This is a genomic window from Stenotrophomonas ginsengisoli, from assembly GCF_001431485.1.
Lineage (GTDB): Bacteria > Pseudomonadota > Gammaproteobacteria > Xanthomonadales > Xanthomonadaceae > Stenotrophomonas > Stenotrophomonas ginsengisoli.
The window spans coordinates 18,674-37,983 of record NZ_LDJM01000002.1 but is presented as its reverse complement, the minus strand read 5'-3'; the positions used below and the strand labels follow the sequence as shown (position 1 = coordinate 37,983).

Annotated in this window: 16 protein-coding genes and 2 pseudogenes; 8 read left to right on the top strand and 10 right to left on the bottom strand. The window is 65.9% G+C overall.

Going from position 1 to position 19,310, the window contains the following annotated elements; translation table 11 throughout:
- Positions 1-64 precede the first annotated feature (64 nt).
- The 6 genes and pseudogenes from ABB30_RS00325 to ABB30_RS00300 form a co-directional block, all read right to left on the bottom strand.
- Positions 65-661 carry a hypothetical protein gene (locus ABB30_RS00325; protein WP_057636250.1) on the bottom strand — a complete coding sequence of 199 codons (597 nt, stop codon included), beginning with the start codon at positions 659-661 and terminating at the stop codon, positions 65-67.
- A 30-nt stretch (positions 662-691) separates the two neighbouring features.
- Positions 692-1,384 (bottom strand): annotated as a pseudogene (locus ABB30_RS00320) (IlvD/Edd family dehydratase); the annotation flags it as partial.
- Positions 1,385-1,498: 114 nt separating this feature from the next.
- Complete coding sequence (locus ABB30_RS00315) at positions 1,499-2,641, bottom strand: nitrilase-related carbon-nitrogen hydrolase (RefSeq protein ID WP_083489590.1); 1,143 nt, start codon at positions 2,639-2,641, stop codon at positions 1,499-1,501.
- A 91-nt stretch (positions 2,642-2,732) separates the two neighbouring features.
- Positions 2,733-3,239, bottom strand: coding sequence for a hypothetical protein (locus ABB30_RS00310; protein WP_057636248.1), 507 nt, complete (start codon positions 3,237-3,239; stop codon positions 2,733-2,735).
- A 56-nt stretch (positions 3,240-3,295) separates the two neighbouring features.
- Positions 3,296-3,661: a hypothetical protein gene (locus ABB30_RS00305; protein WP_057636247.1), complete on the bottom strand. Its 366-nt coding sequence runs from the start codon at positions 3,659-3,661 to the stop codon at positions 3,296-3,298.
- Positions 3,658-4,845, bottom strand: a complete 1,188-nt coding sequence (locus tag ABB30_RS00300; RefSeq protein ID WP_057636246.1) for a class I SAM-dependent methyltransferase — start codon at positions 4,843-4,845, stop codon at positions 3,658-3,660. Before ABB30_RS00300 ends, ABB30_RS00305 begins: the two co-directional genes overlap by 4 nt.
- A 351-nt stretch (positions 4,846-5,196) precedes the next feature.
- Here ABB30_RS00300 and ABB30_RS00295 point away from each other — a divergent pair, with 351 nt between their 5' ends.
- From ABB30_RS00295 to ABB30_RS00265, 7 genes are all read left to right on the top strand, one after another.
- Positions 5,197-6,051 (top strand): DUF1838 family protein, encoded by an 855-nt coding sequence (locus ABB30_RS00295; RefSeq protein WP_083489589.1) that lies wholly within the window; start codon positions 5,197-5,199, stop codon positions 6,049-6,051.
- 128 nt (positions 6,052-6,179) lie between these two features.
- On the top strand, positions 6,180-8,612 hold the full coding sequence (locus ABB30_RS00290) for a TonB-dependent receptor (protein WP_057636244.1): 2,433 nt from the start codon (positions 6,180-6,182) through the stop codon (positions 8,610-8,612).
- Between the two features lie 108 nt (positions 8,613-8,720).
- Positions 8,721-10,079 (top strand): flavin monoamine oxidase family protein, encoded by a 1,359-nt coding sequence (locus tag ABB30_RS00285; protein WP_057636243.1) that lies wholly within the window; start codon positions 8,721-8,723, stop codon positions 10,077-10,079.
- A 53-nt stretch (positions 10,080-10,132) separates the two neighbouring features.
- On the top strand, positions 10,133-11,296 hold the full coding sequence (locus tag ABB30_RS00280) for an acyl-CoA dehydrogenase family protein (protein WP_057636242.1): 1,164 nt from the start codon (positions 10,133-10,135) through the stop codon (positions 11,294-11,296).
- Between the two features lie 2 nt (positions 11,297-11,298).
- On the top strand, positions 11,299-12,312 hold the full coding sequence (locus ABB30_RS00275; RefSeq protein WP_057636241.1) for an NADP-dependent oxidoreductase: 1,014 nt from the start codon (positions 11,299-11,301) through the stop codon (positions 12,310-12,312).
- A complete protein-coding gene (locus tag ABB30_RS00270) occupies positions 12,312-13,892 on the top strand; it encodes an alpha/beta hydrolase (RefSeq protein ID WP_057636240.1) in 1,581 nt (526 codons plus the stop codon). The genes ABB30_RS00275 and ABB30_RS00270 overlap by 1 nt, the downstream gene beginning before the upstream one ends.
- A 19-nt stretch (positions 13,893-13,911) precedes the next feature.
- Positions 13,912-15,474, top strand: a complete 1,563-nt coding sequence (locus ABB30_RS00265) for an FAD-binding oxidoreductase (RefSeq protein WP_057636239.1) — start codon at positions 13,912-13,914, stop codon at positions 15,472-15,474.
- A 113-nt stretch (positions 15,475-15,587) separates the two neighbouring features.
- On the opposite strand, the gene ABB30_RS15985 is transcribed toward ABB30_RS00265, so the two are convergent.
- The gene (locus ABB30_RS15985) at positions 15,588-16,760 is read right to left on the bottom strand and encodes an XAC2610-related protein (RefSeq protein ID WP_152980462.1); all 1,173 of its coding nucleotides are present in this window, start codon (positions 16,758-16,760) and stop codon (positions 15,588-15,590) included.
- Positions 16,761-16,805: 45 nt separating this feature from the next.
- Positions 16,806-17,255 (bottom strand): hypothetical protein, encoded by a 450-nt coding sequence (locus ABB30_RS00255; protein WP_057636237.1) that lies wholly within the window; start codon positions 17,253-17,255, stop codon positions 16,806-16,808.
- A gap of 199 nt (positions 17,256-17,454) precedes the next feature.
- On the opposite strand from ABB30_RS00255, the gene ABB30_RS00250 reads away from it, so the two are divergent.
- Positions 17,455-18,318 carry a PA4780 family RIO1-like protein kinase gene (locus ABB30_RS00250; protein WP_057636236.1) on the top strand — a complete coding sequence of 288 codons (864 nt, stop codon included), beginning with the start codon at positions 17,455-17,457 and terminating at the stop codon, positions 18,316-18,318.
- 130 nt (positions 18,319-18,448) lie between these two features.
- Here ABB30_RS00250 and ABB30_RS00245 read toward each other — a convergent pair.
- Both ABB30_RS00245 and ABB30_RS00240 read right to left on the bottom strand, forming a co-directional pair.
- Positions 18,449-18,689 (bottom strand): annotated as a pseudogene (locus ABB30_RS00245) (DUF378 domain-containing protein); the annotation flags it as partial.
- Between the two features lie 35 nt (positions 18,690-18,724).
- Positions 18,725-19,273 (bottom strand): fasciclin domain-containing protein, encoded by a 549-nt coding sequence (locus ABB30_RS00240; RefSeq protein WP_169788477.1) that lies wholly within the window; start codon positions 19,271-19,273, stop codon positions 18,725-18,727.
- Positions 19,274-19,310: the final 37 nt, after the last annotated feature.

The window sequence follows — 19,310 nt, the reverse complement described above, 5'->3', positions numbered from 1 at the left end:
TCCGCAGCCCGCTGGACCTGTTGCCCGTGACGCCATCGCAGGCGGAGGGGATGGCGGCCGACGCTCAGCGGCCCCCGATCGGCCTGAAGCGGGCCACGCCATAGCGGTCGCTTTCAAAGGTGTAGTGCGCCGGGTCCACTACGCTGGCGATGCGCGCGCGTGCATGGGCTTCGTCGCTGCGGCCGCAGGCGATCGTGCCGAAGTCCAGCGGTGCATCCAGCACGATGCGCGCCGGGCCGTGCATGCCATCGCAGTGTCCGTGCAGGTGGATCCACAGCCGGCCGTCGATCTCGCGCAGCTCGAAGGCGCCGTCGGTCAGGCCGAGATGCTCGCCGGTGTAGACCAGCACTTCCGGTTCGTCCTCGCCGGTCAGCGCAATGTGTTTGCCCGCGATGTCATTCCAGCGCGTCACTTCGCCCGGGCCGCTGTGGAAGGCGGGGCAGTCGTGGACGCGCAGGTGCAGGCTGTCCGGTGGCAGGTCGTCTTCGTCCAGCAGCACGTCATCGGGGTCGATGCGTTCGGCCTGGATGTCGAAGTCCCAGATCAGGGCAGGGATGTGCTCATCGACGAACGCACCCAGCTGCGCCTCTGTCAGCCGGTAGGGCTGGTCGTTCCAGTGGCAGATCGCGCGGGGTATCAGGGGGGGCGGGGTGGTATCCATCGCACCAGTCTGCCGCCCCCGCGCGCGGCGTCAACCGTCGAGCAGGGCCTTGTCACGCACGGCGCCCTTGTCGGCGCTGGTGGCGAGCAGGGCATAGGCCTTCAGTGCGGTGCTGACCTTGCGAGGGCGGGCCTGCGCCGGCTTCCAGCCCTTGGCCTCCTGCTCGGTGCGGCGACGGGTCAGCTCAGCGTCGTCCACCAGCAGGTTGATGCCGCGCTGCGGGATGTCGATCAGGATGCGGTCGCCGTCGCGGACCAGGCCAATCGTGCCGCCGCCGGCTGCTTCCGGCGAGCAATGGCCGATGCTCAGGCCCGAGGTGCCGCCGGAGAAGCGGCCGTCGGTGAGCAGCGCGCAGGCCTTGCCCAGCCCCTTGGATTTCAGGTAGCTGGTCGGGTACAGCATCTCCTGCATGCCCGGGCCGCCCTTCGGCCCTTCGTAGCGGATCACCACCACGTCGCCGGCCTGCACTTCGTTGCCGAGGATGCCCTTGACCGCGGCGTCCTGGCTTTCATAGACGCGGGCGTTGCCTTCGAACACGTGGATGGATTCGTCCACGCCGGCGGTCTTGACCACGCAGCCATCGGCGGCGAGGTTGCCGTACAGCACGGCCAGCCCGCCTTCGCTGGAGAAGGCATGCGCCACGTCGCGGATGCAGCCCTCGGCGCGGTCGGTATCCAGCGACGGCCAGCGGGTGGACTGGCTGAAGGCCACCTGGGTCGGGATGCGGAAAACTCGGAAAACTCGGGTCAGAGTGAACTTTCCAAGTGACAGCAAGCCTGAAACCAACAACGACGCCTTTCGGCGCCGTTGTTGTATGCAGTCAAGCCCGCAGGAAACTCACTTCCAGCGCGACTTGCCGCGGATGTACTGGGCGGCATCTTCCAGCGACTCGGGCAGGTGCTCTTCCCACAGGTTGGGGGCGTAGGCACTGCGGTAGTTGGCGTAGATGTCGTTGTACAGGTCGGCGTGCATCACCGGCTGGCGCTTGCGTGCGCGCAGGGTGCCGATCGGGATGCTGGCCAGCACCAGGGTTTCGTGGGCGCCGGCGGCTTCGGCCACCACGGTGCCCTGCGGGCCGTAGACGGCGGTGCCGCCCGAACCCGGGTCATCGAAGTAGGGGCCGTTGTCCGGGGAGATGGAGTTGTTGACGATGGACGAGTACACGCCGTTGTAGAGCGCACAGGCCTGCACGTCCAGCGGCGAGAAGCCGCCCGAAGCGGTGCGCAGGAAGATTTCCGCGCCCTTCAGGGCCATCGCGCGGAACAGCTCCGGCTCACGCTGGGTGGAGGAGGTGCAGATGTTGCCCAGCGGGGTGCGGGTAACCGGCACCACGGCATCGCGGCCGTACATTTCCACGTAGCGGTCCAGCACGTCGTAGGTAGTGGTGGTGAACAGCTCGAAATCCGGGAAGGCGCCCTTGAGGTTGCGTGCCTTCCAGTGCTTGTCGACGATCTCGCCCTTGTCGTTGATGATCGTGGTGATCGACAGCACGTGGCCCGGCCAGTCCGGATCGGTGGCGTAGGCGCCGAACACGATCCAGGTGCCGTACTGGCGTGCCTTGGCGGCAATGGCCTCGGTTTCCTCACCGGGGATGGTGATGGCGAACTTCAGGATTTCGTTGCGGGTCCACTTGCGCCAGCCGGTCAGCGGGAACTCGTGGAACTGCAGCAGGTCCGGCTTGGCGTGGTAGTGGGCCTTGTCGATCAGGTCCAGCATGTGGGCCAGGTTGCGGCGGGTGCCGGCTTTCCATTCCTTGGCATCGAAGCTGTGCACGCGCGACTGCACCAGGCCGAGCATCCAGGCCGGCTTTGCCAGTTCAACCACGTCGTAGGTGCCGTCGTCACGCTGGTTGGGCGTGTCCGGGCCCTTGCCCATGGCCGCCTGCGCCGGTGCGCTGGCACCGAGCAGGGAAGGGCCGGCCACACCAAGGGCGGCCAGGCCTGCGGCACCGGAAAGGAACTGTCTCCTGGAGTTGCTCATCTGTTACCTCGTAATGGAAAGACACAACCCCGGGCGTTACCGTCCGGGGTTGCGCGGTGTTGCGAAGATCAATGGCGGCGTGGTGCCGTCATCAGATGGCTTCGCCGTTGAAGCTGTGGCCGGTCACCTTCTGCCAGTCCTTGCTGACGAACTTTTCGTCAATCAGGGTGCGCTGGACCAGCACGCCGTTCTTGTACCAGTGCCACACGCGGTTGCGCAGCTGGCCGCAGTCGGAGATCTGGATCATTTCGTACAGTTCCAGGCCTTCCTCGCCCTTGCGCTTCCAGTACAGCATCACGGTGCGGTGGAAGTCGTCCAGCGGCACTTCGGCAGCCCAGCCGTAGATCAGCTCGTTGTCGAAGATGACGCGGCCGAACTCGTAGCGGGTGGCGAAGTCACGCACTTCCACCTTGCCATCGTCCCAGCTGTAGTGGTTGGTCTGGTGGTAGGGAACGGCTTCGTCGTCGGTGAAGCGGCAGATCAGGCGCGACTTGTGCTCGTCGATCTTGTTGCCGTCGGCATCGTAGTAGCGGTAGAAGCCATCCCAGATGCCTTCGTGGCGGGCCAGGATCGGCATGTGCAGCTGCATGTTCGGCATAACGGTTCTCTTTGTCGTGTTGATGTCAGATTTGAGGCCTGGCCTCGGCGCAGGTCTCAGTCATTGCGAAGTGCATCCATCACTTCTTCCATCGGCACGTCCATAGCACCGCCTTCGATCGCTTCGGTTTCCTGCTGCACGATGCGCAGCACCCGGGCGATATATTCCTTCATCCACACCGTGCGCTCGGCTTCTGCCGTGCGGTCCGGGGTGAACTGTTCCAGCTCCTGGCGGGTGAGCAATCCCTTTTGCTCGACCAGCCGTTCCAGCGCGTCCAGGCGCTGGCGGGTTACTGCGTTTTCCATGGCCACCGCCATGACGATACCGAGCAGGCGCTCGACATCGGCGTCCTTGAAGAAGTAGGGACGCTTGCCCTTGGCGCGGGTACCGGCCTGGCTGATGGGGTCAATCGTGTTGCTCATGCTTTCCACGCTCCGAACATCGTCCACAGGGCGGCGCGACCGTGGTCCTCGCCCTTTTCGCTGGCCACCGGGAAGATGTCGCGGTCAACCACACCGCGGATCTTGGTTTCAAAGTACTGCTGCGGGGCAAAGCCTGCCTTGGTCATCATGTCCTGCAGGTCGTACTCGTGCATGACGCTCCAGAACGGCTCGTTGTTGTTGTAGGCATCCCAGTCGCGGATGAACTGCTCGTACGGGTCCATGCCGTGGTACTGCGGCTGTTCCAGGTGGGCGGTCAGGCCGCCTGCGGCCAGCACGCGGTGGCATTCGCCGAGCATCCTGGGCATGGCCTTGGAACTGGTCTCGTGCCAGAACATCGAGGTCATGACGATGTCGAAGTGGCCATCGGGGAAGTCCAGCGCCTCGCCATTGGCCTGCACGAAGGTGATGTTGTTCACCCCCAGCGAGCGGGCGCGGGCATGGGCGTAGCGCAGCATCGGGGTGGCCACGTCGATGGCGATCACCTCGGCCTCCGGGAAGGCCTGGGCCAGCGGCACGATGTTGTGGCCGACGGTGCAGCCGATATCCAGGATGCGCTTGGGCTTGAAGTCCGGGTGGTGCTCGGCCAGCCACTGGGCCAGGGCCTGGCCGCCGCCATCGTTGTAACGGCCGAGCATGCCGCCGGTGGTGGCGAAGATGCCGCAGTCGTAGTTGGCCGCCGCGGTGACGTCATCGGCAGTCAGTTCGGTGTGGTAGCCACCGGGCATGCAGTGGATGTCCACCGCGCTGGCGTAGCGCGGCACCTGCACGCTGGCGTCCAGCTTCAGGCCGTCATCGGCCTGGTTGTAGCGGCGGGCCTTGTCGATCAGGGCATCGGCCTGGCGCAGCACCAGCGAGCGGCCGGCCTGCTGGCGCATTTCCATCGAGCTGCGGCGCAGCGCACTCCAGGTCTGGTAGACCGGATCGCCGGCCATGGCCTTGCGCACTTCATGGCGGCTGGCCGGTTCGCGGCCGACGGCCTTCTCGAATGCCGGCTTGACCCGCTTGTCGTAGGACTGCTTGACCTTGGGGCTGACCTGGCTGGCCAGGTAGCCATTGAGGTTGGCCAGGAAGTCGAAGCGCGCGGTGTCATCGTGCGCGCTGACCGGGAACAGGTCGTGGCGGCCTACGTGTTGCCAGCTGGGGGGCAGGACTTGCTCGCTCATGGCGTTGCTCCGGGTCAGGACAGGGCGGGTGCCCAGGTTCTAATGATATAGCTATATGTCAAAAAAACCGGCCAGGTCAAGGTACGGGTCCAGACCTGCCGGTTTCCTTGATCTGGATCAATTCGCAGTCAGCTTGTTTTGCTGCTTTGCAACAAAGCAAAGCGTTGCAGGGCAATGCTTTGCGCAAGTTTGTCCGGTCATTGACGGGGTGCCTTTCGGCAGGGCTAAATGACTGGACAAGTATGATCTAATGTTATAGCTATATGTCACTTGGTGGTCATCACGCGGCCTTCGCAATGACACCATTTCGTACTACGACAGGCAGCCTTCGAGGCGGCGGGGGGACTGGGAATGAAGACACTTTTCACATTGTTGGCCGGCACTGCAATCGCACTTTCGGCGCAGGCCAGCGCGCTGGACCTTGATTCTGCCGCCGGGCGTACCGAAGCGCTGGTCAAGATGCGCTGCTCGCTGGACCCCAAGCAAGATGTGCTGCTGTGGTGGGAAGGTACCCTGTTTGCGCAGGAGCCGGAGAAGAAGGCTGCGCCGCTGCTGGGCTTCGAGGGCTACAACATCTGCCGTTCGGAGAAGCTGGCCGACGGCACCTGGCGCCTGGTCACCCGTGAGTTGACCTTCTACCGCGACCTGGCCACCGGCCAGATCATCGACCAGTGGGACAACCCGTACAGCGGCCAGACCGTCGAGGTGGTGCACGTGGCCAATGACCCGGTCAACACCGTGCTCAATGCGCCGGGCCACGACGTACCGCTGCCGTGGGTGCAGGCCGGCGACACCCTGATGCTGACCTTGAACATCCCGCTGGCCTATCCCAACCCGTTGTCGCCGGCGAAGTTCCCGGCCGAATCCTCCGGCCCGATGTACATCGGTTCGGAACACTTCATGTTCTTCACCCCGCGCGCAGCGATGGAAGACGCCAGCCTGAGCCAGGTGCCGGTCACCTACGGCTGGACCCGCGTCGGCCCGTGGCTGCCGTGGATGAAGCTGGGCACCCGCGAAGGCTCGCTGCTGTACGTGGCCCAGGGCAACAAGCGCGCTTCGGTGGATGAACTGCCCGAGGACATCCGCGCGCGCATCGCCCGCGATTACCCCGAATACGCCACTGCCCCGGCGCAATGGGTGCAACCCAACGTCACCAGCTGGAGTTACTACCGTGACCGCCAGCCGGCTGACGGCAGCAGTGACTGAGCCAGACCGCGCCACCGTACGACCGCAACACGCAAGACCGCACGACGCCAGACGCAAGTGATGCAGTGCCTCCTCCCCCAGACGATGTCACTCACCGCATCCCCCGGCCCATCTTTCCGGAAAACGCCATGAAAACCGTCAAGCCCGACCTGCTGTGCTCCTCCATCGCACTTGCACTGATGATCAGTGCAGGTCACGCCGTTGCTGCAGACAACCCCGCTGCCGAACCGGCCGATGCCGCCGCTGGCCCGGTCACCAGCCTGGAATCGATCGAAGTCACCGCCCGTGGTGTCGCCGAGCCGCTGCAGCAGATGCCGCTGCCGATCTCGGCCATCTCCGAGGCCACCATCGAGAAGAAGGGCCTGGTGGATGTGCGCGACATCGCCGCCATGTCGCCGAGCTTCTCCTTCAAGTCCGGCTACGGCCGTGGCTTTGACCGCCCGGTGATCCGCGGCATGTCCAACATCCAGGGCGAGGCCAATGCCTCGTTCTTCATCGACGGCATCTACGTGGAAGGCGACATTTCCAGCTATGGCCTGGAAAACATCCAGCGCGTGGAAGTGGTGCGTGGCCCGCAGTCGGCCGCTTACGGCCGTCGTACCTTCTCCGGTGCGGTGGACTTCATCACCCGCCGCCCGGGCAGCGCCCCGGGCACCAAGCTGACCCTGGGCGCCGGCAACTTCGGCCAGGAAAAGCTGGGCCTGTTCCACTCCGGTGGCAATGAGGACGGCACCTTCGGTTACGACGTCAGCCTGAACAAGCGCGGCAATGACGGCATGTACTACAACCAGGCTTCCGACAAGAAGGACCTGGGCGGTACCGAGACCATCAGCGGCATGGTTGCCGTGGCCTGGTCGCCGACCGAGAAGCTGGACATCACCGCCCGCGTGATGCAGCAGAAGAGCCGCGACGAGCATTTCGCCATTGCCACCATCGGCAGCGAAAACCTCAACTGCTACCTGCCGCAGGAAACCGGCGCGCTGTACTTCGGCCTGTACCCGGTGCTGGCCAACCGCCACCGGGGCTACTGGTGTGGTGACGTCAAGGCGCCGACCGATTACGCCATCAACACCGACGAGTTCACCGCTGCCGGTTACTTTGCCGGCCGCAAGACCGACTTCCTGCGTACCAGCCTGCGTGCCGAATACTTCTTCGACAACAACTGGACCTTCACCTCGACCACTGCCTACAACGACAGCTCGACCTACGCCGGTACCGACCAGGACTACAGCAGCGACCGTGGCTACGGCGGTGCGTTTGAAACCTTCACCAACACCGCGGTGAAGAACTGGTCGCAGGACCTGCGCCTGAGCAGCGACCAGTCGCTGGACGTGTCGGGCATGGTCGGCCTGTACTACTACAACCAGCAGGCCCAGCCGGGCTGGGGTGGTGACCTGACCGGCTTCTACCTGCCGGGCACCCGTTCGGTGCAGCAGGTGCCGACCGATCCGGATGATGAAACCACCAACAAGGCGGTCTACGCCATGGTGAACTGGAACATCACCGACAAGTGGACCACCTCGATCGAAGCCCGCTATGCGTGGGACGAAATCAGCAAGGGCGGTGTGGACCGCCGTGTGCTCGGTGCCAACACCTACACCCAGGCCTGGGCACTGAACGAGACCTTCACCAGCTTCACCCCGCGCTGGACCCTGAGCTACCAGGCCGCAGACAACGTCAACGTCTACGGTTTGATCTCCAAGGGCACCAAGCCGGGCGGCTTCAACTCCGACGTCTACCGCGCCGACTTCCAGGAAGCCGAGCGTGACCGCCTGATTGCCGCCGGCCTGTCCTCCTACGAGGAAGAAGAAGCCATCAACTACGAGCTGGGCATCAAGAGCGACTGGCTGGACGGCACCCTGCGCCTGAATGCCAACGTCTACCTGATCGACTGGACCAACCAGCAGCTGACCGAAACCGGCCCGGTGATCCGCAAGAACGGCACCCTGTTCTCCACCAGCTACACCACCAACGTGGGTGAGTCGGAAATCAAGGGCTTCGAGCTGGAAAGCCAGTGGGTGTTCGCCCCGGGCTGGCTGGCGTCGCTGGCCTATTCCTACACCGATGCGCAGATCAAGAGCTTCATCAGCCAGGACCAGGCCGACCTGTTCGGTACCGGCCCGGCCCCGACCTTGGCGGACGCGGCGGCCAATGCGGCCGGCTACAAGCTGCCGCGCGTGCCCAAGCACAAGGCCACCCTGGGCCTGATGTATGACGGTGCGTTTGCCAACGGCTGGGAGTACACCCTGAACACCGACGTGGCCTACGAAGGCCGCCGTTACGTGCAGGTGGACAACCTGGCCTCGGTCGGTGCGGCGACCCGTACCAACCTGCGCTTCACCCTGCGTCCGAGCGAGCAGTGGCAGGTCAGCGCCTACGTCAACAACGCCTTCAACGACCGCACCCCGGAAGAGGCACAGCGTGCCATCGACCCGGAAGCCTATGTGGCCGTGCCGGCGGTGCCGCCGTTGACGGGTCTGGCTGTCACCAACCTGCGTGATTTCGGTATCACCCCGTCGATGCCGCGCATGTACGGTGTGGAAGTCAGCTACAAGTTCTAAGTACCAATCCACCGGCCTGGCAGCAGCCAGGCCGGTCACTATTCAAGGGCAGGCAGTATGCACAGACGACATTTCCTTGCTGGCCTTGGTGCCGCATCGGCATTGGCGATGCTGCCGGCCCAGGCACGCAGCATCGGCCGTGGTGCTGCACGCAGCGACGTGCTGGTCATCGGCGCCGGCCTGGCGGGCCTGGCCGCCGCGCACCAGCTCGAAGCCGGCGGTGCACGGGTGAGGGTGCTGGAGGCCTCCGATCGCATCGGTGGCCGTTTGCATACCGTGGTCCGCAACGGGCTGCGTTTTGAAATTGGCGGGGTCGAGGTCGGCACCGGCTATGCGCGCGTGCATGCCCACGCCCAGCGCGTGGCGGTGGGCATCGAGCCGCCGGCCGTGGCCCGTCCGCCGGCCAGTGGCATGGGCTTCCAGCTCGGCGATGGGATCATCCCGTCCTCGCAGTGGGGCAGCAGCGCGTACAACACCCTGACCGGGCGTGAGCGCGAGCTGCCACCGACCCTGTTGCTGAGCACCGCCCTGAATGAAAACGCGCTGCCGGCGCTGGACAGCTGGAACGACCCGGCCAACCTGGCCCTGGACGTGTCGCTGGCCCAGCACCTGGCCGCCAGGGGCTGGTCGGCCGATGCCATCGGCCTGATGGATGTTGGCAGTGCCTATTCCTCGCTGCATACGGTGAGCGCGCTGGACGTGCTGCGCCGCGATGCCCTGCGCCGTTACGGCGCCCCGGGCACCGGCTGGGTCAGCGGTGGCAGCCAGGCGCTGCCGGAAGCCATGGCCGCCTCGCTGTCGGCCGAGGTGGTACGCAATGCCCAGGTCGCGGCCATTGAAAGCAGTGGCCGTGGTGTGCAGGTACGGTGTGCCGATGGCCGTCGCTTCCAGGCCGGCCACGTGGTGCTGGCCATTCCCAGCCTGCCGCTGTCGCGCATCGTCATCGACCCGGCACCGCCGGCCGCGCAGCAGGCCATCTGGGCCGAGCGTGGCGGCAATGCGGTGACCACCGTGCACCTGCAGCCGACCCGACCGTTCTGGGAAGAGGACGGCCTGCCGTTGTGGCTGTGGGGCACCGGTGCGCTGCAGCGCGTGTTTGCCGTGCCCGGCGACGATGGCCAGATCAACCGCCTGATCGTCTGGCTCAGTGGTGCGCTGGCCGAAAAGGCCGACACCCTGGATGCGGCCGCCCGCGCGCAGTGGATCATCGACGAATTCGCCCGCGTGCGCCCGGCCAGCCGTGGTGCCCTGCAATTGCTGGAAACGCGCAGCTGGGGCGGTGATCCGCTGGCCGGTGGCGCGTTTGCCGAGATCAAGCCGGGGCGCTTTGCGCAGACCCGGCAGTGGAACAACACCCCGTTCGGCCGCCTGCACTTTGCCGGCGAGCAGACCGAACTGCATGTCCCGGGCATGGAGGCTGCCGTGCAGTCCGGCGAACGCGCCGCTGCCGCCATCCTGTCCGCCTGAATACCGTAACTTCACCCCCACCGCCCAGCACCTTGTGTGCCAGTGAGAATTGCATGAGCCTGAATCCGTTTGACCTGTACGACGTTGCCTCCCTGCTCACCGAAGAAGAGCGTGCCATCCAGGAATCGGTGGCCCGTTTCACCAACGAGCGCGTGCTGCCGATCATCGGTGACTGCTTCGACAAGGGCCAGTTCCCGAAGGAACTGATCGCCGAAGTGGCCGACATGGGCCTGCTGGGCGCCACCTTGCCGGAACAGTACGGCGGCTCCAACCTGGGCTATGTCAGCTACGGCCTGATCTGCCAGGAGCTGGAGCGCGGCGATTCGGGCCTGCGCAGCTTTGTCTCGGTGCAGAGCTCGCTGTGCATGTACCCCATCTATGCCTACGGCAGCGAAGAGCAGCGCATGCGCTGGCTGCCGGACATGGCCGCCGGCAAGGTCATCGGCTGCTTCGGCCTGACCGAGGCCCACGGCGGTTCGGACCCGGCCAGCATGAAGACCCGTGCCGTCAAGGACGGCAACGAGTGGGTGATCAACGGTTCGAAGATGTGGATCACCAATGCACCGATGGCCGACATCGCCATTGTCTGGGCCCACACCGAAGACGGCATCCAGGGCTTTGTGATCGAGAAGGGCACCCCGGGCTTCAGCGTGCAGGAAATCAAGCACAAGATGAGCCTGCGAGCCTCGGCCACCGGCGCACTGTTCTTTGACAACGTGCGCGTGCCCGATGCCAACCGCCTGCCCAACGTGAAGGGCCTGAAGGGTCCGCTGGGCTGCCTGACCCAGGCCCGCTACGGCATCACCTGGGGCCCGATCGGCGCCGCCCAGGCCTGCCTGGAAGAAGTGCTGGCCTACACCAAGGAGCGCATCCTGTTCGGCCGCCCGGTCGCGGCTACCCAGAGCGCCCAGATCAAGATGGCCGACATGGCCCGCCGCATCACCGCCGCACAGCTGCTGTCGCTGCAGCTGGGCCGCCTGAAGGAAGCGGACAAGATGCAGCCGACCCAGGTCAGCATTGCCAAGTGGAACAACTGCCGCATGGCCATCGACATCGCCCGCGAATGCCGTGACCTGCTCGGCGGTGCCGGCATCACCACCGAGCATGCGGCCATCCGTCATGCCCTGAATCTGGAATCGGTCATTACCTATGAAGGCACCGAGACCGTGCACCAGCTGGTGGTCGGCCGTGAGCTGACCGGCATCAACGCGTTCTGATCATGCAGCGCGTGCCGGCCACGATGCAGGCGGTGTGTCTGCGCGCCATCCCGGACGGGATGCCGCAGCCGTCGGACTTTTCCCTGCAATCGTTGCCGGTGCCGCAACCGGGAGCCGGGCAGGTGCTGGTGCGCCTGTACTGGCTCTCGCTGGACCCGTTCCTGCGGGCCCAGCTGGGCGGGCGCTACGTGGCTCCGTGCCCGCCGCTGGGTGCAGTGGTGCCCGGTTATGCCGTGGGCCAGGTGGTGGACGATGCCAGTGGCCGCTTCGCTGCTGGACAGTGGGTGACCGGCCTGCTGGGCTGGGCGCAGTACGCCGTGGCCGATGCCAACGCCCTGCAGGCGGTGGATGCAACACTGGCGCCACCAGCCACGGCGGTCGGCGTGCTGGGCATTCCCGGGCTCACCGCCTGGGCCGGGGTGCGCCGCATCCTGGCGCCCGAAGCCGGGCAGACCATCGTCATCTCCACCGCGGCCGGTGCGGTCGGCTCGGTTGCCGGCCAGCTGTGCAAGGCCGCCGGCGCGCGCGTGGTCGGGCTGACCAGCACGGATGAAAAGTGCGACCTGGTCACCGCCACCTATGGCTTTGATGCCTGCGTCAATTACCGCGCCCCTGATTTTGCCGATGCATTGCGTGCGGCCTGCCCGCAGCGCATCGACGGCTATTTCGACAATGTGGGCGGCGCGGTGCTGGAAACCGTGCTCGGCCAGCTGGCCCTGCGCGCCCGCGTGGTGCTGTGCGGCCTGAGTGACCAGTACAACCGTGCGCAGCGCCCGCCCGGCCCGAACCTGGGCCCGGTGATCGGTGCACGCGCGCGGCTGGAAGGGCTGGTGGTGTATGACCATCTGGCCGATTTCGGTACCTGCCGCCAGGAGCTGGCCGGGCTGATCGCCGCTGGCCAGCTGCACTACCGCGAGCACATCCATCACGGGCTGGAACAGGCCGCGGCCGGCTTCATCGGCCTGCTCAATGGCGAAAACACCGGCAAGGCCCTCGTTGCAGTGGAACATCCGTAATGCACGCAATTACCCGCCATTTCGTCGACATCAACGGCCGCCAGGTGCATTACCGGCGCGCTGGGCAGGGCCCGGCGCTGCTGCTGATCCACCAGTCGCCGCAGAATTCGCGCATGTGGGCCGAGATGATGGCCCGCTACGCGCCGCACTTCACCGTGATCGCCCCGGACACGCCGGGCTTCGGCTATTCCGATCCGCTGCCGGTTGACGGCCCGCGTGACATGGCCGCCTTCGGCCATGCCACCTGGGAACTGGTGCAGGCTCTGGGGCTGGAGCGGGTGGCGGTGTTCGGCATGCATACCGGCGGCCTGGTCGCCACCTGGCTGGCCTGGGCCCACCCGCAGACAGTGAGCGCCCTGGTGGTGGACGGCTATGCCGCCTTCACCCCGGCAGAAAGCGCCCTGTACGGCGATGCCTACCTGCCGCCCTTCGTACCGCAGTGGGATGGCTCGCACCTGCGCTGGCTGTGGTGCCGCATCCGCGAGCAGAAGTATTTCTTCCCGTGGTACGACGGCCGCGCCGCCGCGGCCATGGCGATTCCCCCGGCCACGGTGCAGGCCACCCATGACGCGGTGATGGACGTGCTGGACGTGGGCGACCACTACCGCACCGGCTATGCCGCTGCCTTTGCCCACAACGACCACCACTGGGTCAGCCAGCTGCGTGTGCCCAGCCTGATCGTGTTCCGCCACGGTGACCCGCTGCTGGCCCACATGCCGCGCCTGACCGACCTGCCGGCCAACGTGGCCGTGGTCGAGGAGCCGGGCAGCATCCCGGCCATGCTGCAGCGGCTGGATACCTGGCTGCCGGCCACCCTGGCCGCCGAGCCGGTGGCCCCGGCCATCGTCCAATCGCCCCGCGCCGACCATTGGCAGCGTGTGCTGGTGGGCTCTGCTGCCGGCGAGGTGGCCGGCTGGCTGCGTCGCGGGCAAGGGCCGCTGTCGGTCTGGCTGCACGCGCCGGGCAGCGCCCCGTTCACTCCGGCCGATGTGGCCGCCGAGGGCCCGCTGCTGCTGCTGGACCTGCCCGGCCATGGTGCCTCCAGCGAGACCGATGCCACCCTGGATGTGGCCACCATGTTGGCCGGCATTGCGGCCCTGATCGATGCCTGTGCACCGGCGGCAACGTTGCAGCTGAGCCTGCACGGGGCCGCGGCCGCCTACCTGCCGGGCCTGGCCGCGCATTACGGCCAGCGCCTGGGCAAGGCCCATCTGGATACGCCGTGGCTGCTCACTGCCGACGAGCAGGCCTGCCTGCTGGCCAACCTGCCGGTGACCACGGTGGACCGCGCCGGTGGCCATCTGGGCGATGCCTGGCATTGGGAGCGCGAGCGCCACTTGATCTGGCCGTGGATGGCATCCTGCGCCGCTGCGCGCCGCCTGGTCGATGCGCCGGCCCCGGCCCGGGTGCATGCCAATGTGGTCGAACTGCTGCGTCTGGGCCCGCGCCTGGCCCCGCTGCTGGCCGCCGCCACCCCGTCCGACCTTCCCGCACAACTGCGCCAGCTGCGCGTGCCGCTGAGCGTATCGGCCGAACCGGCCAATGATTACCAGGGGCGCGCTGCCGCCCTGCTGTCGTAACCCCCAAGGACGTACCCCCATGAATGCTGCTGTCGATTCCGCCCCGGCCGTGCTGGCCCAGCTGCAGGCCCGTCTGGGTGCTGCGGTGATCACCGATCCGGCCGAACTGGCCTATTTCGGTACCGATGTGTATTCCGCCGGCCAGCCGCTGCTGGCGGTGCTGCGCCCGTCCACCGCGGCCGAACTGGCCGATGCGGTACGTGAGCTCACCGCCGCCGGCATTGCGGTGATCCCGCGTGGCGGCGGCATGAGTTACACCGGCGGTTACATCGCCGCGCAAAGCCCGAGCGTGCTGGTCGATACCGGCGGCCTGGACAAGATCGTGGAGATCAACGTCGAGGACGCCTACGTCATCGTCGAAGCCGGCGTGACCTGGCGCGATCTGAAGACCGCCCTGGACGCCAAGGGCGTGCGCACCCCGTACTTCGGCCCGATGTCCGGCTCGCACGCCACCGTCGGCGGCGGCATGTCGCAGGGCGCCATCTTCAACGGCTCGGCCCGTTACGGCTGCTCTGCCGATGCGGTGCTCGGCCTGCAGGTGGTCACCGCCAACGGTGACATCCTCACCACCGGCTCGGCGGCGGCGGCCAACACCAGCCCGTTCTTCCGCTGGTACGGCCCGGACCTGACCGGCGTGTTCCTCGGTGACTGCGGACTGCTCGGCATCAAGACCCGCGTGGTGCTCAAGCTGATCCCGCTGCACAGCCACATGGACTACCTGTCCTGGCAGTTCACCAGCGCCGATGGCCTGTTTGGCGCCCTGGGCGTGCTGGCCCGTCACGGCCTGGCCAGCGAGACGGCGGCCTTTGACCCGTCGCTGACCGCCATCCGCATGCGCCGCGCCAGCCTGGCCAGCGACGTGAAGTCGCTGACCAACGTGATCAAGAAGGGCGGCCTGATCTCCGGCCTGAAGCTGGCGGTGAAGGGCCGTGACATCGTGGACCAGCAGCAGTTCTCGCTGCACATCACCCTGGAGGGCGACAGCGCGGCCGAAGTGGCCGATCGCGTCGCGCGTGCCAAAAAGCTGGTCGGCAACCTCGGCGAATCGGTGGAACCGTCGATTCCGAAGATGATGGCCGCCAACCCGTTTGCCGCCTGGAACTCCATGCTCGGCCCGCAGGGCGAGCGCTGGGCCCCGGTGCATGCGCTGGTGCCGCACTCCAAGGCGGTGGGCATGTTCAACGCCCTGCAGGACCTGTTCGCCCGCGAAGCGGCGACCATGGAACAGCATGGCCTGTTCATCGGCACCCTGATGTCCAGCGTGGGCGAGCAGGTCGCGGTGATCGAGCCGTGCATCTACTGGCCCGACAGCCACAACGCCTTCCATGTGCGTACCGTGGATGCCGACCACCAGCAGCGCATCGGCTGCCCGGGTGAGCACCTGCAAGCCCGCGCCGCCGCGGACACGCTCAAGCGCCAGATCGCCGATGTCATGCGTGCCCACGGTGCGGCCAACCTGCAGCTGGGCAAGTTCTACGACTACCGCGCCGGCCGCGACCCGGCCGCCCTGGCCGTGCTTGATGCGATCAAGGCCCAGCTCGACCCCAAGGGCCTGATGAACCCCGGCGTGCTCAGCCGCTGAAGCACTGCCTCAAGGTTCAACGGTTGAAACAACGGCCAGGCATTGCCTGGCCGTTGTTTTGTAAGGGCTGCCAGTAACGGTTGTCCGGGTCAGGGCCGGGCCTGGTGCGGCGATCAGCCTTGATCGGCGTTTGTGCAGCTGTTCTCGTCACTGCTTTTGATGACCCTTGGCACGTTCCCTTCGAAGCGGATGCTTTTTTCTCCCCGTTCGCACGGCCCGCTGCGGTACCAGAATTCGAATTGGCCATCGACAACGCGCGACAGTGAGTGCATCTCCACCAATGCCTGGATGGCGGTATTTTCGACAAAGGCCTTGGCATCGGCGTCATACAGGAAGTAGGTGTAGGACGGGTCGCCGTAGCTGCCGTCGAAGCCAGTCCAGGCCATCAGGTCCTCGTGCCCGTCATTGTTGAGGTCCAGCAGCATCAGGCTGTACTTGCCCCAGGCAAAACCCTGCTCCAGCGTGCCACGATTGGCACTGGCATCGTTCTCATGGTCGGAGAAAATCACTTCGGGCAGCTGCAGGTGCTGCTCAGCAATGTCCGGCGTGCTGACCGCAAGGCGCACATTCTCACAAGCGCGGAAAAGGTCGCTCTTGACCCCTGGGCAGGCATCCACCGAGACCGCGATCCGGGCATCACCCAGGATCAGGGTGGCCGAGCCATGGGCCGTGGGAGGAAGCTGCTCAGCGATAGCCTCTCGATAGGACAATATCGAAGTCTTTCGTTGCGCTGTCTGATGAATGAATTCATCAATCAAATCGAGTTGGCACTGCTCCCGTGAAAATGGCGTGGATTGGTTTTTTTCGATCTCACAGCTTGAGTGATACTGCTCAAGCCATTGCTGATGTTGTCCATCGATATCGGCAACGCTTTGCGGGGCTTTCTGCCGGGCGGCGTCCAGTAGTGTCTTATGGTAGACGGATGTAACACCCAGTTTGTACTCGATCTCGTCCGCTATGCACTGGCGACGTGGGGCGGGAAGGTCGCGGTTCTGGGTACTGATGCAGGTTTCAAAGCGCTTGGTCCAGCCACTGAGGTCTCCCCGGTACTTGCGGACTGGTAACTGCGGGTCAGCGAGGGCGGCATTGACCTCCGGGCTGAGATAGGGGTTGTCGGTAAAGGGCTGTGCTCGTACGTGGCTGCCGGCTGCAGCCAGCAGCGCGACGCCCAGGCTGCAGGAAAGCCGTAATGGGGATGGGTGCGGCATTGTCCACTCCTTGGTGCAGGCCAGATCCAGCGCCGACCATAACGCGATCGGCAGCTGCCCACCTGCGATGGAGCTCAAGCCTTGAGGGGTGCCGTGCGCGGCTGTCCGGGCGTACCCGCAGGATCAGGGCTGGGTGGTGGCTACGGGGCTGGCTTCGTCGGCCGGCTGCAGCTGCTGTGCCAGGCACTGGGGCAGGGGCTGTTCGGGGCTTTGCTCAAGGCAGGTCAGGCTGGCTTGCAGGCGGGAGAAATCGGCGGTGCTGTACCAGCCTTGGGCATTGGCCCGGCCCAGGGCCACGGCGATCTGCCGGCGCTGCGCCGTATCGGCATGGCGGTAGCTCATCAGCAGGTGCTGGCTGTGGCTGTGCTGCAACTGCTGCAGGGCCTGGGCGAAGCCGGGGTCATCGGTGGGCGGCAACTGCAGCAGCGGCTGCATGGCAATCAGATTGTCGCGGGCCAGGTCATGCTGCGGGCCCTTGCCCAGGCGCATGCCCAGGCTCAGGCCAATGCCGCCGGCCAGCAGGGCGGTAACGGTGAGGGTGGCCAGCAGGGTTCGTTGCGTCAGGACAGGCATGGGCGGGCAGGGCAGGCAGGAACAAACCCGCCATCCTTGCAGGGATTGGCCCAGCCTGCTGTGCGTCAGTGCCCATTGTGAACACTGGCCACGGGCTACCTGCCGCGTGGCCAGTCGATGTCAGGTTTTGAGCCGGGCTTTGGGCAACAATGGAGCCTTGACCACCACGCCGCTGCCGCGGCCCTGCTTGCGAGACACAGTGAAGACACCGGCCCAACTCCAGGAATTGATTGACGACGGCGTGATTGACGAGGTCCTGCGTCCTCTGAAAAGCGGCAAGGAAGCGGCCGTGTACGTGGTGCGCAGTGGTGACGAGGTGCGTTGCGCCAAGGTCTACAAGGACATGGCCCAGCGCAGCTTCCAGCAGCGCGTGCAATACCAGGAAGGGCGCAAGGTGCGCGGCAGCCGCGAGGCGCGCGCGATTGCCAAATCCAGCAAGTACGGGCGCAAGCAGCAGGAAGCGGAGTGGAAGAACACCGAGGTCGATGCCTTGTACCAACTGCGTGCGGCAGGTGTACGCGTACCCGAGCCGTTCGGCTACTTCCATGGCGTGCTGGTGATGGAACTGGTCACCGATGCCGAAGGCTTCAGTGCCGCCCGCCTGGGCGAGGTGGAGCTGGAGGCCGAGGTGGCGCGCCAGTACCACGCGGTGTTGCTGGAGCAGATCAAGAAGATGCTCTGCTGCGGCCTGATCCACGGTGACCTGTCGCCTTACAACGTGCTGGTGGGCCCGGATGGCCCGATCGTGATCGATTTTCCGCAGGTGGTCAGCGCGGCCGGCAACAATGCCGCACGCAACATGCTGCTGCGTGACGTCAACAACCTCACCGCGTTTCTGGGCCGCAGCGCGCCCGAGCTGCTGGACACCTGGTTCGGTGAGCAGATGTGGGAGCTGTTCCAGGCCGGTGACCTGTTCCCGGATACCGTGCTCACCGGCGAGTACACCCCGGATGAGAGCGCGGTGGACCTGGACAGCGTGCGCGAGGCGATCAACGACGCCCGCGAGATGGCGCTGATCCGCGAGCAGGGCCGTCAGGCCGCTGCCGAGGACGAGGATTACTGAGCCCTGCGGTGTGGCAGTGTGCAGCACACAAGGCAGTGGCCGGGGCGTCCTGGCCACTGCCTTTTGCATTGAAGATGGCCACCCCGCGAGGGGAGCGCGGGATGGCCAGGGCGCTGACACTGCCGGGCAGGGGATTGACCCGGCAATGACGGTACAACGATCTATCAGCGGTGGGCGCGCTTGCCGGTCAGCAGCACGACCAGCTGCCACAAGGCCGACAGGCCGACCAACACATAGACCACTCGAGCCAGGGGCGCGTCTTGACCGCCGAACAGCGCGGCGACCAGGTCAAACTGCGCAGCGCCCACCAGGCCCCAGTTGATGCCACCAACGATCACCAGCACCAGGGTCAGGACGTTGAGGAACTTCATGCGTGCATCTCCGCATTTACAAGGGTGGGGGAGGTTCAGTTGCCGGGCATCAGCACCTTGTCGATGACGTGGATCACGCCATTGCTGGCAGCCACGTCAGCGGTGGTGACCTTGGCGCCATCGACCATCACCTCACCGTTGGCGGTGCGGATGTCCACCTTGTCACCATTGACCGTGGCCGCTTCGCTCAGGGTCACCACCGTGGCGGCCGGCACGCTGCCGGGCACCACGTGGTAGGTCAGGATGGACACCAGCTGATCCTTGTTTTCCGGCTTGAGCAGGTTTTCCACGGTGCCGGCCGGCAGGGCGGCAAAGGCGGCATCGGTGGGGGCAAACACGGTGAACGGGCCGCTGCCCTTGAGGGTGTCGACCAGGCCTGCGGCCTTCAGTGCGGCGGCCAGGGTGGTGAACTGGCCCGCCGCCACGGCGGTGTCCACGATGTCGGCGCTGGCACGGCTCTGTGCCGGGGCTGCGTGGGTGCCACCGGTGCCGGCGGCCATGGCCAGCGGGGCGGCCAGGGCCATGCCCAGTGCCAGGGGAAGGATGCGCAGGGTCTTGGCGGTGATCAGGTTGTGCAGGTTCATCGTGGCAACACCAGTTGGGAACGTGGGCCCAGTCTGT

Coding starts and splice junctions, on each gene's coding strand:
- ABB30_RS00315 (WP_083489590.1), bottom strand. CDS start 2,641: ATGAGCAACTCCAGGAGACAGTTCCTTTCCGGTGCCGCAGGCCTGGCC.
- ABB30_RS00285 (WP_057636243.1), top strand. CDS start 8,721: ATGCTGCCGGCCCAGGCACGCAGCATCGGCCGTGGTGCTGCACGCAGC.
- ABB30_RS00305 (WP_057636247.1), bottom strand. CDS start 3,661: ATGAGCAACACGATTGACCCCATCAGCCAGGCCGGTACCCGCGCCAAG.
- ABB30_RS00300 (WP_057636246.1), bottom strand. CDS start 4,845: ATGAGCGAGCAAGTCCTGCCCCCCAGCTGGCAACACGTAGGCCGCCAC.
- ABB30_RS00290 (WP_057636244.1), top strand. CDS start 6,180: ATGAAAACCGTCAAGCCCGACCTGCTGTGCTCCTCCATCGCACTTGCA.
- ABB30_RS00325 (WP_057636250.1), bottom strand. CDS start 661: ATGGATACCACCCCGCCCCCCCTGATACCCCGCGCGATCTGCCACTGG.
- ABB30_RS00310 (WP_057636248.1), bottom strand. CDS start 3,239: ATGCCGAACATGCAGCTGCACATGCCGATCCTGGCCCGCCACGAAGGC.
- ABB30_RS00265 (WP_057636239.1), top strand. CDS start 13,912: ATGAATGCTGCTGTCGATTCCGCCCCGGCCGTGCTGGCCCAGCTGCAG.
- ABB30_RS00255 (WP_057636237.1), bottom strand. CDS start 17,255: ATGCCTGTCCTGACGCAACGAACCCTGCTGGCCACCCTCACCGTTACC.
- ABB30_RS00275 (WP_057636241.1), top strand. CDS start 11,299: ATGCAGCGCGTGCCGGCCACGATGCAGGCGGTGTGTCTGCGCGCCATC.
- ABB30_RS00295 (WP_083489589.1), top strand. CDS start 5,197: ATGAAGACACTTTTCACATTGTTGGCCGGCACTGCAATCGCACTTTCG.
- ABB30_RS00240 (WP_169788477.1), bottom strand. CDS start 19,273: ATGAACCTGCACAACCTGATCACCGCCAAGACCCTGCGCATCCTTCCC.
- ABB30_RS00270 (WP_057636240.1), top strand. CDS start 12,312: ATGCACGCAATTACCCGCCATTTCGTCGACATCAACGGCCGCCAGGTG.
- ABB30_RS00280 (WP_057636242.1), top strand. CDS start 10,133: ATGAGCCTGAATCCGTTTGACCTGTACGACGTTGCCTCCCTGCTCACC.